The sequence below is a fragment of the Halosegnis sp. genome, from assembly GCF_042216475.1.
Lineage (GTDB): Archaea > Halobacteriota > Halobacteria > Halobacteriales > Haloarculaceae > Halosegnis.
In genome coordinates this window covers 98857-116338 of sequence record NZ_JBDGTV010000006.1, presented here as the reverse complement: position 1 = coordinate 116338, position 17482 = coordinate 98857, and the positions used below count along the sequence as shown (strand labels likewise).

The window sequence follows — 17482 nt, the reverse complement described above, 5'->3', positions numbered from 1 at the left end:
GCACCATCCCACGGGCTCGCCGCCGGGTCGACGACGCCGACACGCGCTGGAGGCTTGTGAGTTTGCTCGCGACCAGTGGCTTGTGGGCGCTATTCCACGTCGGCCGACTTGCCGTCCGGCAAGTTCCACGTGAACTACCCCACCCTACTCGCTCACCGCTTGCGCGGTTCGCTCCTTGAGGGTGGGGCTTCCTGTTTCAACGACGCACTGTGCATCCACAACGGCGGACGACCCACCAGTCGCGGACGAAGGGAGTGCAGTCTCCGCAGGCGTCACTTCGGCGTGTCCCACACCTAACTCCTGAAAACCGCGTTGTAGCACGTTGTACGCGGCGTTCTCGTCACGGTCAGTCTCGAACCCACACGTCGGACAGGAGTGTTCGCGTACCCACAGTTCTTTTTCAACCTCTACCCCGCACTCGGCACACTCTTGCGTCGTGCCCTCAGGTTCGACTTTGACGAAGTGCGTACCCTCGCGCTCGCACTTGTATTCGAGGAAGTCGATGAACGTTCGCCACGACGCCGACGCTCGGTTGCGACTGTTCGACGGCAGTTGCATTATCCCGTGAACGTCGAGGTCTTCGACCGCTACGAGGTCGTACTCCCGAGCGTAGTAGTTCGAGAGTTTGTGCAGGAAATCGCGGCGCTTTCGTACAATATGAGCATGGATACGGGCCACGCGGCGGCGTTGCTCGTGCCAGTTCTGCGACCCCTTCTCCTTGCGACTCAACGCTCGTTGCTCGCGTTCGAGTCGTTCGTACTCGGCGTCGAGGTCGAGACTGCCGACCATCGTGCTGTCGGTGTCGTGGACGTATTTGATGATACCCAGGTCGATGCCGACCATACCTTCGCGGGCAACCTCATCTAACGCGGGTTTTTCGGGCGCATCGTCTTCGGTTTCCATGCCGAAGATGGCGTACCACTCGCCTGTTTTCCCTTGCTTGACTGTGACCTGTTTGACTCGGGCGTCGTCGGGGATGTCGCGGTGGAGATGTATCGGCACATCACCTATCTTGGAAAGAGAAAGCACGGTCTGGTCACTCGTGTTCTTGAGTTCGAAACCAGACTGGTTGTAGGTGAGGCTCCGATACTCTCGCGGACTCTTCCACTTGAGCATCCCGACCTTGCGCCCGTTTTCTTTCTGTTCTTTGAGGCGGTCAAGATTGTCGCTGACGCGGCGGGCGACCATCTGCAACACTTTCGAGTACGCGTCGGTGAGGTTGTCCCACCAGTGTTTCAGGTCGGGCAGCATATTCTGCATCGCCGTGTATGACAGGTACTCGTCGGTGTTGCTGAGCTCGTACAGGAAGTGGTTGTACAGTTGCCTACAGGTATCGACGTGCCGTTCTAACTCAGCTTCGACGGCTTCGTCAGGCTCGATTCGATACCTGTAGTTGTAGTTCATCGTGTTACTCGTCTTGGTCGCCGGTTTCGTCAGGGTCGCTGACGCGGATGACTTTCACGTCTGCACCGCGCCAGTCTTTGGGGACGGTAACGTGGGCACTCCCGCCGAACTCTTTGGCTTCCCGGTCGATGATTTCCTCGCCGTCCAGTTCGAACGTGCCCATACACGACTATATATTGAGTATATATTTATGCGTTTCGGTGGAGGTTGACAATGGCGTACGGCTGTATCCCCGCCCTATTGTGCTACTCACTCGCTTCGCTCGTTGCGTTGCTCCTTGAGGACGGGGACTTAGCCTGCACAAGTTAAAATTGCCTCTTACGTGGCCGGGCTCGTCGTCGGACTCGCCTCGGTCGGTGCCTGGCTCTATTTTTGCTCGGCCTACGCCGGCGCCTCCTACCACCGGATGAGCCGGCTCCGCCGAGCCGCGCTCATCGGCTACCTGGCTGTCGTTACGCTCAAGCTAACCAACCCGCTTCATGGGCTCTACTTCACAACTACGACGGCAACAACCCCGTTGCCCCGGTTGGTCGTCCAGCTAGGGACACTCCACTGGTTCGTCACGGCAGTTTCGTACGCGCTGTCGGCAGTTGGTTTCTATCTTCTCTTCGACCTGTTTCGGGAGTCAGCGTACGTAACCCGACAGCTCGGGACGGTAGTTGGGCTTGCTGCCATCCCAATCGCGCTCGACATCGCCGGCTATCTCGGCGCGGGCCCACTCGTCGAGCTGAACTATGAGCCGGTTGGCGTTGGCCTGTTCGCGCTGAGTGTCCTCTATCTGGCCGACGGGAGCTTCCTCGCAGTCCGCCGGTTTGGCCGCGAACAGTTGCCTGACGAACTCGATGACGCAGTGGTCGTCCTCGATGATGAGGAGATAGTCCGAGATGTGAACGATGCCGCCACGCGGCTATTCCCAGAACTCACAGGGGGGGCAGGCCGGCCGCTTGCCGACGTCGCCCCGTCAGTTGCCGCGGCACTGCCCGTCGAGGAATCAATGGTGCTCGAACGCGGCGAGGCGCCGCCCCGCTACTACCTGCTGTCGACGCCGACGCTCACCGCCGGCGAGACGACCATTGGCCGGGCACTAGTATTTACTGATGTGACTGAGTTGGAGCGGACGCGCCGCAAGGCAGACCGCCAACGTGCCCAGTTGGACGACTTCGCTGAGGCACTCACTCACGAGCTTCGCAACACGGTCGGCATTGTGCAGGGCCATCTCGATCTCGCGGGAGCTCATCTCGACTCCGACGACAACGCGGTCGCCTCTAAGAGTGTCAATACCGCCGCCGAAACAGCAGATCGGATGGCCAGTATCGTTTCTGACCTCGCAACGCTGGCGCGATTCGGCGGGTCCGTTGAGACGACGACCGAGGTGGATGTCGCGGCCGTCGCGACGGATGTGTGGGACCAACTTCAAACGGATGGCGCGCAGCTCGTCTGCAGGGCCCCCGGTACGGTCGAGGCCGACGAGCCGCGACTCGAGCGGCTTCTCGAGAACCTCTTCTGGTTCGCGGCGGCGAATGGCGCGACGGAAGTGCAGGTGAGTCGGAATGGCGACGAACTCATTGTGGCGGACGACGGCACGGCACTGTCCGAGGGAGAGACAGCGGGCGCGTTCAGCTACGGCGAGCCGCTGCCAGACGCCGACTCGGGAATGCTGCTCCCTGTCGTTGAGACGCTGGCGGCGGCCCACGGCTGGGGAGTGAGCATCGACCCTGACTACCGTGAGGGGGTGCACGTCTGCATCGACTTAGGTTAGCCGCGCCGGGCAGCAATGCGGCCCGCGGCGATGCCGGCGACCAGCAGCATCGCAGCCAGCGCCGTCAGCGTCGCCGCCTGCGGCAAGTTCCCATTGCGAGCCGCAAGCGCCGCCAGCCCGGTCACCAGCATGGCCGTCACAACGTGGACACCGACGACGAGCCGCGACAACGACAGCGGACCGGGAAGCCCATCCCCGTCGCCGCTGGCTGCGTCGCTCCCCTGGATGACCGCATCCAATTCTGGGTCGAGATGGTCCGCGAGGTCCTCGTCCGTCTCGTCGGTCACGGCGGCGGTGTGGCTGGAACGGATATGAGCGTTCCGGGCGTACGCCCTGGCGACTGGGGTCGGTCTGAGCCAGCTCAGTGGTGTGCGCGGACAGGGCGCTCGATCACGCTATCGCGGGCGGACGCGGGCAGTAGGCTAGGGCAGGGAGTTTTGCCCGGCGACGGGCCGCGCTACTTGTATATAGTCGGGTCGAGCTGGATGAAGTATGTCGAACTCGTGCTGTCGTCTCACTCCAGAGACGTGAGATACACCGCCAGCAGGGCACAGCCAATGCCGGCGGCCTTGCGGGCAGTGAGCGGCTCGTCGAGCAGGAAGACGCCGACAAGCGCGCTCGTCGCGACGAACGAGCCGAAGATAGGGGTGACGACGCTCACCGGCCCCGCGGCCAGCGCCCGGTAGTACGCGAGGATGCCGACCGACAGCGCGACGCCGGCTGCGTACATATACGGTGCTCGCTCGTGGGTCAGATACGCCGTCACCGAGCCATCGGAGATGGCGACCGCAACTAGTCCGATGGCGACAAGCATCCCATTGGTGACGACAAGTGCGATTTCACTCGGAATCTCGGCAGTCGCCTCACTGACAAGCGGGGGGACGAGCGTGTAGCCGAACAGGGCGAGTAGCGCCCAGCCAACGTGGTTCACACTCGCGGCTGGCGGGCCATGGGCTTAGCTCGTGGTGTCTCGCCGCGGCCGACGGCCGCGATACGACGGTTTAGGTGGCTCTATCTCATCTGGCGAGATGAGCGGACGGCCGCCGGAGACGAATCAAATGGGAGACACCGATAACGCGGTCTGGGGCGAGTGGGACCATACAAAGGACACCGCCGACCACGATATCTACGAGCGCGGGTCGATCAGGATAGAGGTGTACGATGACCGTCGCCGCGACGGCTGGCGGGCTCTCGCCTATGAGTTCGGCGAGGAGACCCGGACGGAACTCGCTGCCGAATCGTTCGAGGATGAGGCAGCGGCACGCGAGCACGCGCGAGCGACGGCACAACGGCTCGCAAACGAGCGGTTCTGAGCGCGACTCACTCCTTGACCGGCACCTCGATAGTGACAGCAGTGCCGACCTCGTCGCTCTGGTGGCGGAGTTCGCCGCCGAGTTCATCGACGCTCCATTTCGCCAGCCAGAGCCCGATGCCGCTCGGATGCTCGACCTGTGAGGGGGTCGCATCCGTCAGCGGAACGGCCTCACGGTCGGGAATGCCAGGGCCATGGTCTCGCACCCGAATCGCGACGGTCTCAGCGACACCCCCGACGACGCGTGTAGTCACCTCAACCGGTGGCGCGGCGTGGACCAGCGCGTTCTCCACCAACTGCTCAACGGCCGTCTCAAGGAACCGGGGGTTCGACTGGATCGTGGGGGCCGCGTCGGTTGTCGTTCGGACGGAAGTGTCGTGTTGGTCTGCGAGTCGGTCGGTCACCCGCTCGACGAGCGCGGCGACATCTACTCGCTCGAACATCGTCTCGCCGCGCTTGAGCCGGTCGAACGCACGGATATCGTCGGCGAGGGATACGAGTTGATCGCTCGCGTCGACGATACGTCCGGAGAGGTCGTCAACCCGCGGCTGGGTGGTGTGGCGGGTTATTTCGCGGGCAGAGCCGATGATGACCGCGAGCCGGTTACGGAGGTTGTGCCTGAGGACGCGGTTGTACACGTCGAGCCGCTGGCGGCGCTCGCGGCGCTCTGTGATGACCCGTCCCTCAGGGACTAATAGCGTCACCTCTCCGCGCTCGTCGGTAACCGGCCGGATGGCGAAGTCGAGTAGTTCGGTGCCCGCCTCGCCTTGTATCTCCACCTCGTAGCGGACGGACTCGCCGCCGGCCGCCCGGCGGACAGCCCCTTTTATGCCACGGCGGGTCTCGGCGTCCGTCTGGAACCAGTAGCAGTCCCAGAGTTTGCGGCCGACGACCGCCTCGCGATCAAGACCGCCGAACTCGAGGGCCGTCCGGTTCGCCTCGATAACAGTGCCGTCCGGATTCAGTAGACCTGTGAACTGGTAAGTCTGGTCGAAGATGGCCTCTGCGCGCCGCTGTTCCTCTTTCCGCTCGGAGATGTCACGGACACTGGAAAGAACATACGGCTCGCCGGACAGCCGGACCACTGAGAGATTGATTTCGGCCCAGAACTCCGAACCGTCCTTGCGGCGGTCGCGCCACTCGAAGGTGACAGGGCCGTCCTCGCGGGCTTGCTGGACCCGCTCCGTCGCGGAGACGGGGGGGTCCCAGTCGGGGGCGGTGATATCCGGTACGGTCAATTCGAGTAGTTCCGCCCGCGAGTAACCGAGCATCTCCGCGATGCGCTCGTTGGCATCAACGATAGCGTCCGATTCTGGGGGGTGGAGCAACAACCCGTCGGAGGCGTTGTGGAACAGTGTCTCGTACGCCTCTGTTGGGAGTTGCGAGTGGCGTGCTGGGGGGGACACGGCGGACAGTTATGACGCGAGAATCGGACATAAAACTAACCAGTACCGGCTGTATGCGGGAGCGCGCCAGCGTTAACTGAGTGTGGCACGTTATCGAGAGTCATGGTTGAGTTCGAGGGCCAAACACAGTCAGTGATGACAGGGGATGTCCACACGGTCGCCCCATCCTGTCCGGCAGCGGAGGCAGCCGGCCGATTGCTTGACGCGGGCATCGGGTCGGTCATCGTCGAGGACGATCCGCACGGCGTCGTGACGAAGACCGACCTCGTTGCTGGCCTCCACGACGGCATCAATCCTGAGACAACGCCGGTAGTAGAGTTAATGACACCGGACCCAACGACCGTCTCGCCAGACGCGCCGCTCCGAGAGGCGGTGGCGAGGATGGATGAGGCGGGCGTAAAGCGACTCCCCGTGACCGACGATGGCGATGTGGTCGGCATCGTCACGACGAGCGACCTTGTGGCCGCAGCCGCGCCCGAATCCGATCCGGACGCCGAGACGACCGTCGGCGTGTTCGCAGCGACGCTCACCGCAGCGGGCGTCGGTGTCTATGAATGTCTCCGATGTGGGACCCGGCTCTCGGACGAGTCGAACCCCAGTGGGTGTCCAGACTGCGAGGGACCGCTCCGGAGCATTGGCGTCGCTCGGGAGTGAGGCGCTCGCCAGGTAGTTATATACGGCCTTGGTGCCAATGTACAGGTGCAGTGCTCGACTGTTACGTCGGGCGCAGTAGAGTCCAACCAGTAGCCGACAGTCACCATCTCTTTCCCGGCGCCCACAGACAGTGTCACTATTTTACTGCTCAACGGCGCGAGCGCTGGACTGACGCGCGCCGACTGGCGTAGTTGAGTTGATCGATGCCCCCGAGACTGGTCGGAACGCGTCCCAACAGGTCAGAGCCGGGTCACTGCGTATCGTCCCCGTCCGCGCCCACTGTCGCGCCAATGATTGTGCGTAACCCTCGCCTGAGTCGCTCGTTTACCGCCTGGTCGGAGATGCCGAGTTCCTCCGCGATTTCCGCTAAGGTGATTTTCCGTGGCACGTCGAAGTAGCCAGCCTCATACACCCGTTTAATGAGTGCGCGCTGGGCGTCAGTGAGATCTTCTAACGCTGCGGTTGACGGCTCGGCGGGCGTATAAAGCCGCTCTACGGTCACCTCGGCACCGCGCTCGCGACAGTCGTCGTGGAACGCTGACAAACGGGCAGCGTCGGCAAACCGAAGTCGGAAGGTCCACGCCTCGTCGCCGGGCACAACAGATTCAACGACAGCATCGTGGCCGGCCGCTGCCCGAACGACGACGCCGGCAGGTCCGTCAGGGACGACCCGATAGAGTCGGCGGTCAGGCAACTCCTCAACGAGGGTCGGCACCGATCCACCGGCACGCTCCAGCGCGGCGTCGAACCGGTCGGCATCTTCGCCGACAATCCACAGATAGAGAGCCGCTGTCCCGTCTGTTGGAAGGGCGATAGCGGCGTCGACGGCAAGACCGGGCGTCTCTTGGAGGGACCGGGCTAACGTGAACCATTCCGCCGGGACGGCAAACTCAGCGAGGAGCGTCATCCGTTTCGCGGCGCCGCTGCGTCTGGAGCATTCATGTGACGGCGGTAGACAGACAGCGGGCCTAACAGTTTGGCTGGATACCAAGGTCGTTTATGAAATACCGGTTTAGTCCTCGTACGCGACGCGGGATATCTGGACATCCCAGTGGAAATCGCCGTTTCCGTCGATGGTGCATTTCCAAGCGCCTTCGACATCGGTGCCGTTGTGATACGCCTCTTCAATAAGGGCCGCAAGGGCGTCGTTGAAGCTTGAGTCGTCCGTCGGCGTGTGTGCGTTCGACATGGTGGAGCCGGATACAGGAGGGGTGGGGCGGCGTCGGCGGGTGACGACCCAGATGGTCGGCTCGCACCACGCAACCTCGTATCTACTATCGGTTCGGCCGCTCGGCTGATAGTCCTGTTCACTAGTAGAGAAGTTCCGCGAGGGAGAGCCGCCTCAGAACTGCTCGCGGTGGAGCACCTCATCGACATCGCGGCGAGGGAGTCGCTCTGGCTCCGGCCCGCCGCTGGGGCCGACAGCAATGAGCACGACCGGCACTACCTCGTCGGGGAGTTCTAAGAAATCAGCGACCCCCTCGGCATCGAAGCCAATCATAGGGGTAGCCGTTAACCCGCGGGCATGGGCCGATAGCAGGAAATTCTGCGCAGCGAGGCTAGCGTTGCGGACTGCGTAGTCACGGCCCGCCCGTTCATCGGCGTACATGCCGAGCGTCTGTTCTTTCGTCTGTTCGGCCGTCTCCTCATCCATCCGGCCGGCCTCGACCCACTCCTCGAAAACGCGGTCGGCCGTCTTGGGGGTGGTGTGGCCGGCGACGAGCACTGCCGTGCCGGCCTCGGCGATGTGTTCTTGACCGTATGCGAGTTCAACCAGCTGGTCGAGTCGCTCGTCATCCTGAACGGCGACGAACTCCCACGGCTGGAGGTTGTACGAGGAGGGTGCGAAGGTGGCGTCCTCAACGAGCGTGCGCAGCGTCTCGTCGTCGATGTCAGCCGTCGGATCGAAATTGTGGCCTGATCGGCGGGTCCGAAGTGCCTCAAGCGCCTCTGGATATGCTGGCTCCGGGGCGACGAAGTCGGATTCAGAAGACATACATCTAGTTCCAGAGCCGTTGGCCGTATACGTGTTCGCTAACATCTGCGTCTGGTGATGACGGCCACGTTACCGCCCCGCCGTTCAAAGCGGAGTAGTCGCGAGCGGCACGACCGCGTCAAGACGGCCGCAGGCGACCCACTCGCCGCCGAGTGGACGTCGCTCGAGGCGGGGTGACTGCCAGCCGGTCGGCGTGCGTGCGGCCCAGACCCGGTACTGGGGAGCGTCTCCATCGTATGGACACACCTCGACACGGACGCCAGCTTGGTCGCGCTCGATTCGCGAGAGCCGCCCCACAACAGTTGTCTCCTCGGTGCGTACCCGAACTGTCTCCCCCGCCGCGAGGTCGTACAGCCCCCGGACCACCGCGGACGGCCGCGCATCTTGAATCACGGTCACAGGTGACGCGCCGACACCGACGTAAGCGTTTCCCCGCCGGCGGGGACGGACCGTGACGTACAATACTAGTGGCCGTGGCCCCTCGTTCCAATGATGGAAGACCCCACGGCGCCGGCTGGGCTCCCTGACCCGGGCGCCCTCTCGGAATCATTCCTCGTCTACGAGGTGGAGGAGGCCGACGAGGGAGTCCGCTACTACGGGGAGCCGGCGGGCGACCGGGAGACAGTACTACGGGCGCTCGCACCGCAGTTCCGCGAGCGCGGCTACCGTGTCCAGCTGCGCCGCGAGACCGGCGAGTACGTACTCGTCGCGACGGAGCGGTCGCCGGGCGTCGAGGGAGTTCCGTGGACCCATATTGTGCTATTCTTTGCGACAGTGCTGTCGACATTGTACGCCGGCGCGCGCTGGTACGGACTGGACGCGACGGATCCGGTCGCACTTCTGCGGGCGTGGCCATTTGCGCTGTCCGTCCTCGGCGTACTCGCCGTCCACGAGTTCGGCCATTATGCACTGTCGCGCTACCACAATGTTGAGGCGACGCTGCCGTATTTTATCCCGCTGCCAAATGTTCTCGGGACGCTCGGGGCAGTTATCCGGCTAAAAGACAACATGCCAAGCCGGCGGGCGCTGTTCGACATTGGGGTCGCGGGGCCGCTGGCGGGGCTAGCAGCGACGCTTGTTGTCACCGCTGTCGGCGTCTCTCTACCACCCGTCGAGGCGAGCGGCCGGACACTTATTGACGGCCTCCAACTGGGCTATCCGCCGCTCGTGCAGGGCGTCGCTGCGTTATTAGGCGAGCCGCTCACGTACGGCCCTGGCGAGCAGGTGAATCCCGTCGTCGTCGGCGGCTGGGTCGGTGCGTTCGTCACCTTCCTCAACCTTCTCCCCGTGGGCCAGCTCGACGGTGCCCATGTCGCGCGGGCGCTGGTCGGCGACCAAATCGAGCGTGTCAGTCAGGTCGTCCCGATTGTGTTGTTCGGCCTCGCGGCGTATCTCTATGCCTTCGAGGGCGGTCGGAGCGCGACGCTATGGGTCGTCTGGGGTGTGCTCTCAGCGCTGTTCCTGCGAGCCGGGAGCGCTACGCCGGTTGACGAGACACCCGTCGGCCGCGGCCGGCAAGCCATTGGCCTGCTCACGCTACTGCTTGGCGTCGCGTGCTTCACGCCGGTCCCTATCACGTTCACCGGCTAGCCCGTGGCGAAGCTATTCGGTGGAGTGCTTACCCGTCGCCGGAATAACTGTCAACTGCCGGGACACCCGGCGGAGGCATCCCATGCGTCCCCACTCCGCGCGCTCGCGGGACACTTATCAGGCCGCTCCGCCTCCGGAGCCCATGGTCCGACCGTACGACCGCGAGGAGATACCCGCCGTCCACGATTTGGCAGCAGCGCCGACGGTTCGCGAGGAACCCGGATTTAAACAGACGGTGTTCCGCAGCATCGACCAGCTGGTCGGCTTCTCAGAGATAACCCCGGAGAAAGCCGACTCTGAGCCACACACTCATCCGTACGAGCAGACGAACCTCCTCATTGAGGGGCGGCTCGATTTCCTTGTCGATGGCGAGCGGATTGAGCTCACTCCCGACGACGCGGTGGCGATCCCGCCTGAGATACCCCACACCTCTCGAACTGTCCCCGGCGAGACGGCGACGCTCCTCGCTGTCTGGCCATTACGCGAGGACCGGATTCACGGCACCAGCTATCAGCAGGAATTCCCCGATTTGTAGCGGCCGTGTCTACCCCCTCGGGGTCACGCCTCGTCGCATCGGCCTTGTATCACCTGTGAACGTGTCTCGTGCCAACCATTGTGAAAGATAGTGATATTTATCGGGCCGAGCGGGTAAGCTCGTTGTATGTGCCCGGAGGCTACTCCGGCGGCGCCGGCCGAGACGGACGATCCCGACGAACTCGTGGCCGGCATCCTTGATGACGCGCGCACAGCGATGGAAGCAATCGCCGACTACGACCAGGCGGCGCTCGACCAGCTGGCGCGGGCAATTGGCTGGGCAGTCTACCGCGAGGAGCGCTGTCGCGAGCTATCGGAGTTGGCCGTCGAGACGACCGGCCTCGGTGACGCCGATGATAAGTACCGCAAGAAGCGCCGCAAGATTCCCGGCGTGCTCGAAGATATCCTTGCGACGCAGACAGTGGGTGTCGTCGACAAGGACCCTGCTGCAGGCCGCGTCGATATCGCGAAGCCGGTTGGTGTGGTTGGTGGTGTGGTGCCGTCGACGAACCCAGGCGCGACGCCGACAGTGCTAGCGATGCTAGCGGTGAACTGCCGCAATGCAATCGTGCTCTCACCGTCGCCGCGTGGGCTGGCCGTCTGTGAGCAGGTTGTTGAGTACGTCCGCGAGGAGTTGGCGGCCGCGGGCGCGCCGCCAGATCTGGTGCAGATGCTCCCCGCACCCGTCTCGAAGCCCAAGACGTACGCGCTGATGGAGCAGGTCGATCTCCTCCAAGTGACGGGCTCGGCTGACAACGTCCGGGCTGGCCAAGAGTCCGGCACCCCCAATTACTGTGTCGGCCAAGGGAACCCTGTCGCTATTGTCGATGAGACGGCCGACGTGACGGCCACCGCGGAGCGCATCGCAACGAGCCAGCAGTTCGACAACGGTACCTCCTGCTCCAGCGAGGGGAACGCCGCTGTCGTCGCCGACGTGTACGACGAGACGCTCGCGGCGCTGGCAGATGCAGGCGGCTATCTCTGCACCGGCGACGAGCGACGCCGTCTGTGTGAGACGTTGTTCCCTGACGGCGAGCGTGACCCAGAGACGCTGGCTCGGCCAGCGACCGACATCGCTGACCGCGCGAGCATTGATGTCCCCGACGAGACGGAGTTCTTGCTCACCCGCGGGCGGGGCGTCGGTCCCGACCATCCGTTGTCGGGCGAAAAGCTCGCACCGGTGCTCAACGTGTTCCGGGTACCGGATGTCGACCGGGCGCTCACGCTCGCATCGTGCATCCTCGCGTATGAGGGCGCGGGCCATTCGGCGAATATCCAGACGACCGATAGTGAGCGGGCGCGCCGCGCAGGCGAGCGACTCGGCGTCGCCCGCCTGCTCGTTAACCAGCCGAATGCGCTCGCTAACGGCGGCCACTACCGCAATGGGCTCACCTCCACACTCTCCGAGGGGACCGGTACCTGGGGCGGCAACCAGCTGGCCGAGAACGTCGGTGTCGAGCAGTTCTACCAAACGACAACGGTCGCTCGGCCAATTGAGGACGCGTCGCCGCCGGATGCTGATGCGTTGTTTGCCCCCTACGTGGATGGATGAGCCGGAGCCAACTGGGTGACGATCAACAGACGGCGACCGCTGAGCCGCGCCGATTCGTCGCCCCCGACGAGGTGGTCGTCGGTCGCGGTGCCGTCACGGAGATTGGTCCCCGGATGGTCGACCGTGGCTCGCGAGCACTCATCGTCACCACCGAGGGCGGCCGCGAACGCCACGGCGAGCGTGTCCGCGAGAGCCTAAAGGCAGCCGGCCTCGAGACGGTCGTCTACGATGCGGTGACGCCAGACCCAACCGTCGCGACTGTTGAAGCGGGGGTCGACCGCTATCGTACGGCCGACTGCGACTGTCTCGTCGCACTCGGCGGCGGGTCGCCCATCGACGCCGCCAAGGCGGTCGCCGTGCTCGCGGGAGAGGGTGGAGCTATCCGCGAGTACGCGACCGACCGGGCGGGCTACGAGGCAGTCGACGGTCCGCTACCGCCGCTGGGCGTTGTTAACACCACTGCAGGGACGGGCAGCGAGGCGACGCGCTCTATCGTTGTCACCGATGAGGCGACGGCGACAAAGTTTCTCGTCGTCGCGACAGCCGTTGTCCCGGCCGTCGCTGTCGAAGATCCCGAGCTCGTCTGCTCGCTCCCGCCGAGCCACACCGCGTTCACCGGTATCGACGCCGTTACCCACGCTGTTGAGGCATATGTCTCGACAGAGGCGTGGGCGCTGTCGGACGCACCTGCACGGGCAGCAATTCGCCGACTGGCGGAGTGGCTCCCGGTCGCGTGGACCGACGGCGACAACCTCGGGGCCCGCGAGGCGACGCTTGTCGGCCAGTTGCAGGCCGGGCAGGCATTCACCAACGCCTCCGTCGCCCTTGTGCACGGGATGGCGCGGCCACTCGGCGCCCGTCTCAAACTGCCGCACGGGCTCGCAAACGCCGTGTTGTTGCCGACCGTCGTCGACTATTCAACGCCGGGCGCGCCCGAGCGGTACGCCGAGGTGACACGCCTGCTCGGCGCGGCCGACCGAGATACTCCCGACCAAGACGCCGCCGACCAGGCAGCTGACGCACTCACGTCACTTTGCGAGTCGGTGTCGGTGTTCGGGTATCTTGAGGAGTTCGGCACGGTGCCGGACCGGGCGACGTTCGCCGAGTGGACCAGCGGGATGGCCAAGGATGCCCTTGCGTCTGGGTCGCCAGCGAATAATCCCCGCATTCCCGATCAAGAGACAATAGAGCGGCTTTACCTCGACGTCTACGATGGCGTGCTCGCACCACATTCAGCGTGAGCGCGGAGGCAAAACCGTTATAGTTCGAAATTGTATACGTTACACCGATGTACGGGAGCGTACTCGTCGCTACGGACGGAAGCGACGCGTCGCGTGCAGCCGTTGAAGAGGCCGCCGCGCTCGCCGCTCCTGACGGGACAGTTCACGGCCTGTTCGTGAGCGAGGACCTGCCGATGTACACGCGGTCAGACGCGGCCGCGACAGTGGCCGCAGCTTCCGGCGGCACGGCGACCGAGATGGAGACGACGGCAGACGCCGAGGCGGCACTCTCAACGGTTGAAAAGCACGCCGAGGCAGCAGGTGTCGACCACGAAACGGATATCGTCGAGGGAGTGCCCGCGCGGGCCATCGTTTCGCGAGCAGCTGCCGTCGACGCTGACGCCATCGTGCTCGGCAAGCGCGGTCTCGACGATGTCGCTGAAGATATTCTCGGGAGTACGACTGAACGAGTGTTGCGTGACACCGACCGGCCGGTAGTCGCCGTCCCGGCCTGACTATCCGTCGACCCGCCGCCCAACGCCCAGCCAGTTGGTGACCGTCCCGGCGGCATCGGTGACGGGCACCAGCGACACCCGATTGACGAAGGGTGTACCGTCGGCGCGGTAGTTATGCAACTCGACTGTGGTTGACTCCCAGTTACGCAATGCCGCGTGCAACTCCGCGACAGCCGCTGGTTCCGTGTCGGGCCCTTGGAGGAGCCGGGGATTCTCGTCGCGCAACTCTGTCATTGAGTAGCCCGTCAGTTGGCGGAACTGACGGTTGGCGTACAGAATCGGGTTGTCCTCGTATGCGGCGCCGGTGACAGTGACGCCGAACGGCGACGCCGACAGCGTCCACGCCTTCCAGACAAGTTGGCGCTCGCGGTTGAGCAGTGACGCCCACGGGCCGTTATCAGGGCCGGCAAACTTCTCAACGGGCGGCACCGGCTGTTGGGGCAGGGCCGCGTCGATGTCAGCAAGGAACTCGTCTACTTGTTTGCGGAACGCGTCCGGGGCACAGCGGAGCAAGGCCAGCAGTTCGCGACGGCACGACACGGGTATTGTAACTGCCGGCGGCGCATAGCACTGTCGGGTCAAGCAGCGCCCGCGACGGCGCTGGCGAGTTCTTTTGCCCACGCGAGCAACCGCTCGTCGGCGCCGAACGAAGCAGTTACCTGCAGGCCGACTGGGAGCCCGTCGACGCGGCCGGCTGGCAGTGCGACGGCCGGCTGACCAGTCGTTGTCCACGGGACATTCATCACCGGATCGCCGGTGTCGTCGAGTCCCTCGGGTGCAGGGCCGGGTGCGGCTGGGCTAGCCACGACATCGACGTCCTGTTCGGCGAGCCGCGTCTCGACGCGGTCACGGGCCTGCTCGCGGAACCGGCGTGCGTCGGCAAGGTCGGCGACGGGTACTTCGCGGCCCTCCTCAACGAGCGCGCGCATCTCGGCGGCGTACGCCTCGTCGTATCGGTCGAACCAGTCGTGGTGGCTCATCGCCGTCTCTGCGGCCATCAGCCGACCGTGGTGGCTGTTGAGCTGATTGATATCATCGAACAGTGAGAGCCGCCGTACGTCGTAGCCGGCCGTCTTGAGTGCATCAACGGCCCGCTCGAAAGCGGCCCGGCCGTCGGCTGTCGCTTGCTCGAGGTACGACCCGTTAGGGATGCCGACGGTCGGGCGTTCACCAGGCAGAATTCCCTCATGCCACTCGTCGACAAGGACGGCGGCCGCCCGGCGTGTGCCGCTGGTATCCTGTGTGAACAGGCCAACGTGGTCGAGCGACGGCGCGACTGGCAACACACCGTCGAGCGGCACCCGTCCGTACGTCGGTTTGTAGCCGACGACGCCACAGAAGCCGGCCGGCCGGATAACTGAGCCGGCGGTCTGGCTTCCCAGTGCCAGCGGTACCATCCCCGCGGCGACAGCCGCGGCCGACCCCGATGACGAGCCGCCAGGCGTGTGACCGAGGGCGTGCGGGTTACGCGTCGGCCCGGGATCGAAATAAGCAAACTCAGTGGTGACCGTCTTGCCGGCCACGAGCGCGCCCGCCCTAATCAGCCGGGCGACCGCCTCGCTCTCGGGGCCGACCACCTCGCCGGGCGGGATGTCGGCACCGGCTCGTGTTGGGAGGCCATCGACGTGAAAAATGTCCTTGACGCCGACGGGGACGCCGAACAGCGGCGGCCGGCTATCGGGGTCGGGGTGACGAGCAGAGAGTGCCCGCGCCTCGGCCGCCAGTTGCTCGCGCGGCTTCCCACCGTCGACCCATGCGCGCACGTCCGACTCAACGGTGTCAATATGATCGCGACAGGTAGCGACGTAGTCTGCGGGGTCCCGTCGGCCAGACTGCAGGTCCGCCGCCACCGTCGCCAGCGGCCGGTCGGCGAGGTTCATCGGGGGATCACTCCGACGGTCGGCGGCCGGATTCGGCTCTGGCTCATACAGCGTTCGTCGACTGCTGGAGACAAAAGGCGTGGGGGCAAGAACGCCGCGCATTTACTCGCCGGGCGCTTACCCTCGATGTGTTCGTGCACTTCTCCGCGCGTGAATCATCGTGATAAGCCGCTATCGCGACGCCAGCCTGTTCGTCCTGCTCTCAGTCTTGTTCGGTATCTCGTTCGTTGCAATTAAAACGGGGCTGGCGACGCTACCGCCGCTGTTATTCGCAGCCTACCGATTCGACCTTGCGGCAATCCTGCTCGTCGGCTACGCCGCTTTGCGTCACGACACGTGGCGCCCCCAGACCCGCACCGACTGGCTCGCCATTGTGGTAGGAGCCGTCGCGCTCGTCGCGCTTAATAATGGCCTGCTGTTTCTGGGCCAGCAGACCACCACGCCTGCGGCCGCCTCTGTCATGTACGGGCTGAATCCGATTCTCGCACCGGTATTCGCAGCCGCGCTGCTTGGTCAGCGGCTCGCCGTCCGCGGCTACCTCGGCGTCCTGTTAGGGCTCGTCGGCGTCGTCGTTATCGTCCAGCCGTCGCCAGCGACGCTGACCTCTGGTTCTGTTATAGGGCAACTGCTGGTGCTCGGGGCAGCCGCCAGCGTGGCCGCTGGAAGCGTGCTGCTTCGCCGAATCGACGCGCCGCTGGCGAGCGTGCCGACAACCGCGTGGGCGATGGCAGGTGGCGCAGCCTTGCTGCACGCCGCGAGCCTCGTCGTTGGGGAAGGCATCGTCGTTCCGTCGTCAACGCCGGCACTCGTCGCTGTCGGCTCACTGGCGGTACCGTCGACGGCCGCGGCCTACCCCATTTATTTCGGACTCATCAAGCGCATCGGCCCCGTCCGAACGAACCTCGTCGCCTATCTCGTCCCAGTGGTCGCGGCGCTCACCGGGTGGTTGCTGCTCGCCGAGCCAGTCACCCTCGCTACCGTCGCCGGCTTCCTAATCGTCCTCGCGGGCGTCGCCCTGCTGGAGCGGCAGGTCGTCGCCGAGGAGGTGGCGCGCCTCCGCAGTATCCTCTCCCGACCAGTTCCTGAGGAGTGACGACCGCTCGTGCACGCAGTAGGCCAATCCGCCCTGTGTTCAGATAGTGCAGTCGCGTACTTCGGAGCATGAGCGAGCAGGAGACGGACATGGACATCGAGACGATACGCGAACAGAAGCTCGAAAAGCTGCGCGAGCGGGCCGGCAAAGAGGCAAACCAGGCAACGCCCGACGATTTGGTGGTGGTCGACAGTAAGACAGAGCTGTCGGCGTTCGTTGACAAACACCGGCTCGTCGTGGTAGACTTCCACGCCGACTGGTGTGGCCCCTGTGAGATGCAGGAACCGATACTTGAAGCGCTCGCGGCCGAGCGGGACGTCGCTGTCGCGACAGTGGATGTTGACCGAAACCAACCGCTCGCGAGCGCATACGACGTACGGGGGATACCCGCGCTCATCATCTTCGCAGATGGCGAGCCGGTCGAGCGACTCACCGGTGTCCAACAGCGGACGACGCTTGACCGGCTTCTCGACCGCTATTGACTGAATTTAGGCGCTAAGCCCCCATCTTAACTAGCACCGCAGCCCGCGTCAGCGGACATTGAGCGCAGTAGAGTGGGGATACAGC

The 17482-nt window shown here is 64.5% G+C and carries 21 protein-coding genes; 10 read left to right on the top strand and 11 right to left on the bottom strand.

The features are described from left to right. Positions 1 to 144: 144 nt before the first annotated feature. Entirely contained in the window at positions 145 to 1404 is a 1260-nt protein-coding gene (locus ABEJ63_RS03130; protein WP_375794890.1) for an RNA-guided endonuclease InsQ/TnpB family protein, read from the bottom strand. A 4-nt stretch (positions 1405 to 1408) separates the two neighbouring features. Next, on the bottom strand, positions 1409 to 1567 hold the full coding sequence (locus ABEJ63_RS03125; RefSeq protein ID WP_375794889.1) for a DUF2080 family transposase-associated protein: 159 nt from the start codon (positions 1565 to 1567) through the stop codon (positions 1409 to 1411). 159 nt (positions 1568 to 1726) lie between these two features. Here ABEJ63_RS03125 and ABEJ63_RS03120 point away from each other — a divergent pair, with 159 nt between their 5' ends. Continuing rightward, on the top strand, positions 1727 to 3163 hold the full coding sequence (locus ABEJ63_RS03120; RefSeq protein WP_375794888.1) for a histidine kinase N-terminal 7TM domain-containing protein: 1437 nt from the start codon (positions 1727 to 1729) through the stop codon (positions 3161 to 3163). Here the strand turns inward: ABEJ63_RS03120 and ABEJ63_RS03115 are convergent. Further along, positions 3160 to 3450 (bottom strand): hypothetical protein, encoded by a 291-nt coding sequence (locus ABEJ63_RS03115; RefSeq protein WP_375794887.1) that lies wholly within the window; start codon positions 3448 to 3450, stop codon positions 3160 to 3162. The two genes, ABEJ63_RS03120 and ABEJ63_RS03115, sit on opposite strands and share 4 nt — an antisense overlap. Positions 3451 to 3677: 227 nt before the next feature. Further along, positions 3678 to 4094: an EamA family transporter gene (locus tag ABEJ63_RS03110; RefSeq protein WP_375794886.1), complete on the bottom strand. Its 417-nt coding sequence runs from the start codon at positions 4092 to 4094 to the stop codon at positions 3678 to 3680. Positions 4095 to 4191: 97 nt separating this feature from the next. Here ABEJ63_RS03110 and ABEJ63_RS03105 point away from each other — a divergent pair, with 97 nt between their 5' ends. Further along, positions 4192 to 4476 carry a hypothetical protein gene (locus ABEJ63_RS03105; protein ID WP_375794885.1) on the top strand — a complete coding sequence of 95 codons (285 nt, stop codon included), beginning with the start codon at positions 4192 to 4194 and terminating at the stop codon, positions 4474 to 4476. A 7-nt stretch (positions 4477 to 4483) separates the two neighbouring features. Here ABEJ63_RS03105 and ABEJ63_RS03100 read toward each other — a convergent pair whose 3' ends face one another. Next, entirely contained in the window at positions 4484 to 5881 is a 1398-nt protein-coding gene (locus ABEJ63_RS03100) for a PAS domain S-box protein (RefSeq protein ID WP_375794884.1), read from the bottom strand. A gap of 102 nt (positions 5882 to 5983) precedes the next feature. Between ABEJ63_RS03100 and ABEJ63_RS03095 the strand changes: the two genes are divergently transcribed. Next, positions 5984 to 6535 (top strand): rubrerythrin-like domain-containing protein, encoded by a 552-nt coding sequence (locus tag ABEJ63_RS03095; protein ID WP_375794883.1) that lies wholly within the window; start codon positions 5984 to 5986, stop codon positions 6533 to 6535. 250 nt (positions 6536 to 6785) lie between these two features. Here the strand turns inward: ABEJ63_RS03095 and ABEJ63_RS03090 are convergent, their stop codons facing one another. From ABEJ63_RS03090 to ABEJ63_RS03075, 4 genes are all read right to left on the bottom strand, one after another. After that, entirely contained in the window at positions 6786 to 7442 is a 657-nt protein-coding gene (locus ABEJ63_RS03090) for a helix-turn-helix domain-containing protein (protein ID WP_375794882.1), read from the bottom strand. A gap of 105 nt (positions 7443 to 7547) precedes the next feature. Further along, positions 7548 to 7724 carry a hypothetical protein gene (locus ABEJ63_RS03085; RefSeq protein WP_375794881.1) on the bottom strand — a complete coding sequence of 59 codons (177 nt, stop codon included), beginning with the start codon at positions 7722 to 7724 and terminating at the stop codon, positions 7548 to 7550. Positions 7725 to 7877: 153 nt separating this feature from the next. After that, positions 7878 to 8531, bottom strand: coding sequence for a nitroreductase family protein (locus tag ABEJ63_RS03080; RefSeq protein ID WP_375794880.1), 654 nt, complete (start codon positions 8529 to 8531; stop codon positions 7878 to 7880). An 84-nt stretch (positions 8532 to 8615) separates the two neighbouring features. After that, positions 8616 to 8924: a hypothetical protein gene (locus ABEJ63_RS03075; RefSeq protein WP_375794879.1), complete on the bottom strand. Its 309-nt coding sequence runs from the start codon at positions 8922 to 8924 to the stop codon at positions 8616 to 8618. A 99-nt stretch (positions 8925 to 9023) separates the two neighbouring features. Between ABEJ63_RS03075 and ABEJ63_RS03070 the strand changes: the two genes are divergently transcribed. The 5 genes from ABEJ63_RS03070 to ABEJ63_RS03050 all read left to right on the top strand — a co-directional run bounded on the left by ABEJ63_RS03070 (position 9024) and on the right by ABEJ63_RS03050 (position 13942). Beyond that, positions 9024 to 10121: a site-2 protease family protein gene (locus ABEJ63_RS03070; RefSeq protein WP_375794878.1), complete on the top strand. Its 1098-nt coding sequence runs from the start codon at positions 9024 to 9026 to the stop codon at positions 10119 to 10121. A gap of 142 nt (positions 10122 to 10263) precedes the next feature. Then, on the top strand, positions 10264 to 10656 hold the full coding sequence (locus ABEJ63_RS03065; RefSeq protein ID WP_375794877.1) for a cupin domain-containing protein: 393 nt from the start codon (positions 10264 to 10266) through the stop codon (positions 10654 to 10656). Positions 10657 to 10782: 126 nt separating this feature from the next. Next, positions 10783 to 12207, top strand: a complete 1425-nt coding sequence (locus ABEJ63_RS03060) for an aldehyde dehydrogenase family protein (RefSeq protein ID WP_375794876.1) — start codon at positions 10783 to 10785, stop codon at positions 12205 to 12207. Continuing rightward, positions 12204 to 13448, top strand: a complete 1245-nt coding sequence (locus ABEJ63_RS03055) for an iron-containing alcohol dehydrogenase (protein WP_375794875.1) — start codon at positions 12204 to 12206, stop codon at positions 13446 to 13448. The genes ABEJ63_RS03060 and ABEJ63_RS03055 overlap by 4 nt, the downstream gene beginning before the upstream one ends. A 47-nt stretch (positions 13449 to 13495) precedes the next feature. Beyond that, a complete protein-coding gene (locus ABEJ63_RS03050; RefSeq protein ID WP_375794874.1) occupies positions 13496 to 13942 on the top strand; it encodes a universal stress protein in 447 nt (148 codons plus the stop codon). Here ABEJ63_RS03050 and ABEJ63_RS03045 read toward each other — a convergent pair whose 3' ends face one another. Together ABEJ63_RS03045 and ABEJ63_RS03040 are read right to left on the bottom strand one after the other, a co-directional pair. Beyond that, the gene (locus ABEJ63_RS03045) at positions 13943 to 14482 is read right to left on the bottom strand and encodes a PAS domain-containing protein (RefSeq protein ID WP_375794873.1); all 540 of its coding nucleotides are present in this window, start codon (positions 14480 to 14482) and stop codon (positions 13943 to 13945) included. 38 nt (positions 14483 to 14520) lie between these two features. Further along, positions 14521 to 15822 (bottom strand): amidase, encoded by a 1302-nt coding sequence (locus ABEJ63_RS03040; protein WP_375794872.1) that lies wholly within the window; start codon positions 15820 to 15822, stop codon positions 14521 to 14523. Between the two features lie 160 nt (positions 15823 to 15982). Between ABEJ63_RS03040 and ABEJ63_RS03035 the strand changes: the two genes are divergently transcribed. Both ABEJ63_RS03035 and ABEJ63_RS03030 read left to right on the top strand, forming a co-directional pair. Further along, on the top strand, positions 15983 to 16915 hold the full coding sequence (locus tag ABEJ63_RS03035) for a DMT family transporter (protein WP_375794871.1): 933 nt from the start codon (positions 15983 to 15985) through the stop codon (positions 16913 to 16915). Between the two features lie 68 nt (positions 16916 to 16983). Beyond that, positions 16984 to 17397 (top strand): thioredoxin family protein, encoded by a 414-nt coding sequence (locus ABEJ63_RS03030; protein WP_375794870.1) that lies wholly within the window; start codon positions 16984 to 16986, stop codon positions 17395 to 17397. The last annotated feature ends 85 nt before the right edge of the window (positions 17398 to 17482 follow it).

Excerpts from the sequence above, each read along its gene's own strand:
- ABEJ63_RS03030 (WP_375794870.1), top strand. The coding sequence starts at position 16,984 with ATGAGCGAGCAGGAGACGGACATGGACATCGAGACGATACGCGAACAG.
- ABEJ63_RS03050 (WP_375794874.1), top strand. The coding sequence starts at position 13,496 with ATGTACGGGAGCGTACTCGTCGCTACGGACGGAAGCGACGCGTCGCGT.
- ABEJ63_RS03080 (WP_375794880.1), bottom strand. The coding sequence starts at position 8,531 with ATGTCTTCTGAATCCGACTTCGTCGCCCCGGAGCCAGCATATCCAGAG.
- ABEJ63_RS03055 (WP_375794875.1), top strand. The coding sequence starts at position 12,204 with ATGAGCCGGAGCCAACTGGGTGACGATCAACAGACGGCGACCGCTGAG.
- ABEJ63_RS03085 (WP_375794881.1), bottom strand. The coding sequence starts at position 7,724 with ATGTCGAACGCACACACGCCGACGGACGACTCAAGCTTCAACGACGCC.
- ABEJ63_RS03065 (WP_375794877.1), top strand. The coding sequence starts at position 10,264 with ATGGTCCGACCGTACGACCGCGAGGAGATACCCGCCGTCCACGATTTG.
- ABEJ63_RS03130 (WP_375794890.1), bottom strand. The coding sequence starts at position 1,404 with ATGAACTACAACTACAGGTATCGAATCGAGCCTGACGAAGCCGTCGAA.
- ABEJ63_RS03060 (WP_375794876.1), top strand. The coding sequence starts at position 10,783 with ATGTGCCCGGAGGCTACTCCGGCGGCGCCGGCCGAGACGGACGATCCC.
- ABEJ63_RS03040 (WP_375794872.1), bottom strand. The coding sequence starts at position 15,822 with ATGAACCTCGCCGACCGGCCGCTGGCGACGGTGGCGGCGGACCTGCAG.
- ABEJ63_RS03125 (WP_375794889.1), bottom strand. The coding sequence starts at position 1,567 with ATGGGCACGTTCGAACTGGACGGCGAGGAAATCATCGACCGGGAAGCC.
- ABEJ63_RS03090 (WP_375794882.1), bottom strand. The coding sequence starts at position 7,442 with ATGACGCTCCTCGCTGAGTTTGCCGTCCCGGCGGAATGGTTCACGTTA.
- ABEJ63_RS03070 (WP_375794878.1), top strand. The coding sequence starts at position 9,024 with ATGGAAGACCCCACGGCGCCGGCTGGGCTCCCTGACCCGGGCGCCCTC.
- ABEJ63_RS03105 (WP_375794885.1), top strand. The coding sequence starts at position 4,192 with ATGAGCGGACGGCCGCCGGAGACGAATCAAATGGGAGACACCGATAAC.
- ABEJ63_RS03095 (WP_375794883.1), top strand. The coding sequence starts at position 5,984 with ATGGTTGAGTTCGAGGGCCAAACACAGTCAGTGATGACAGGGGATGTC.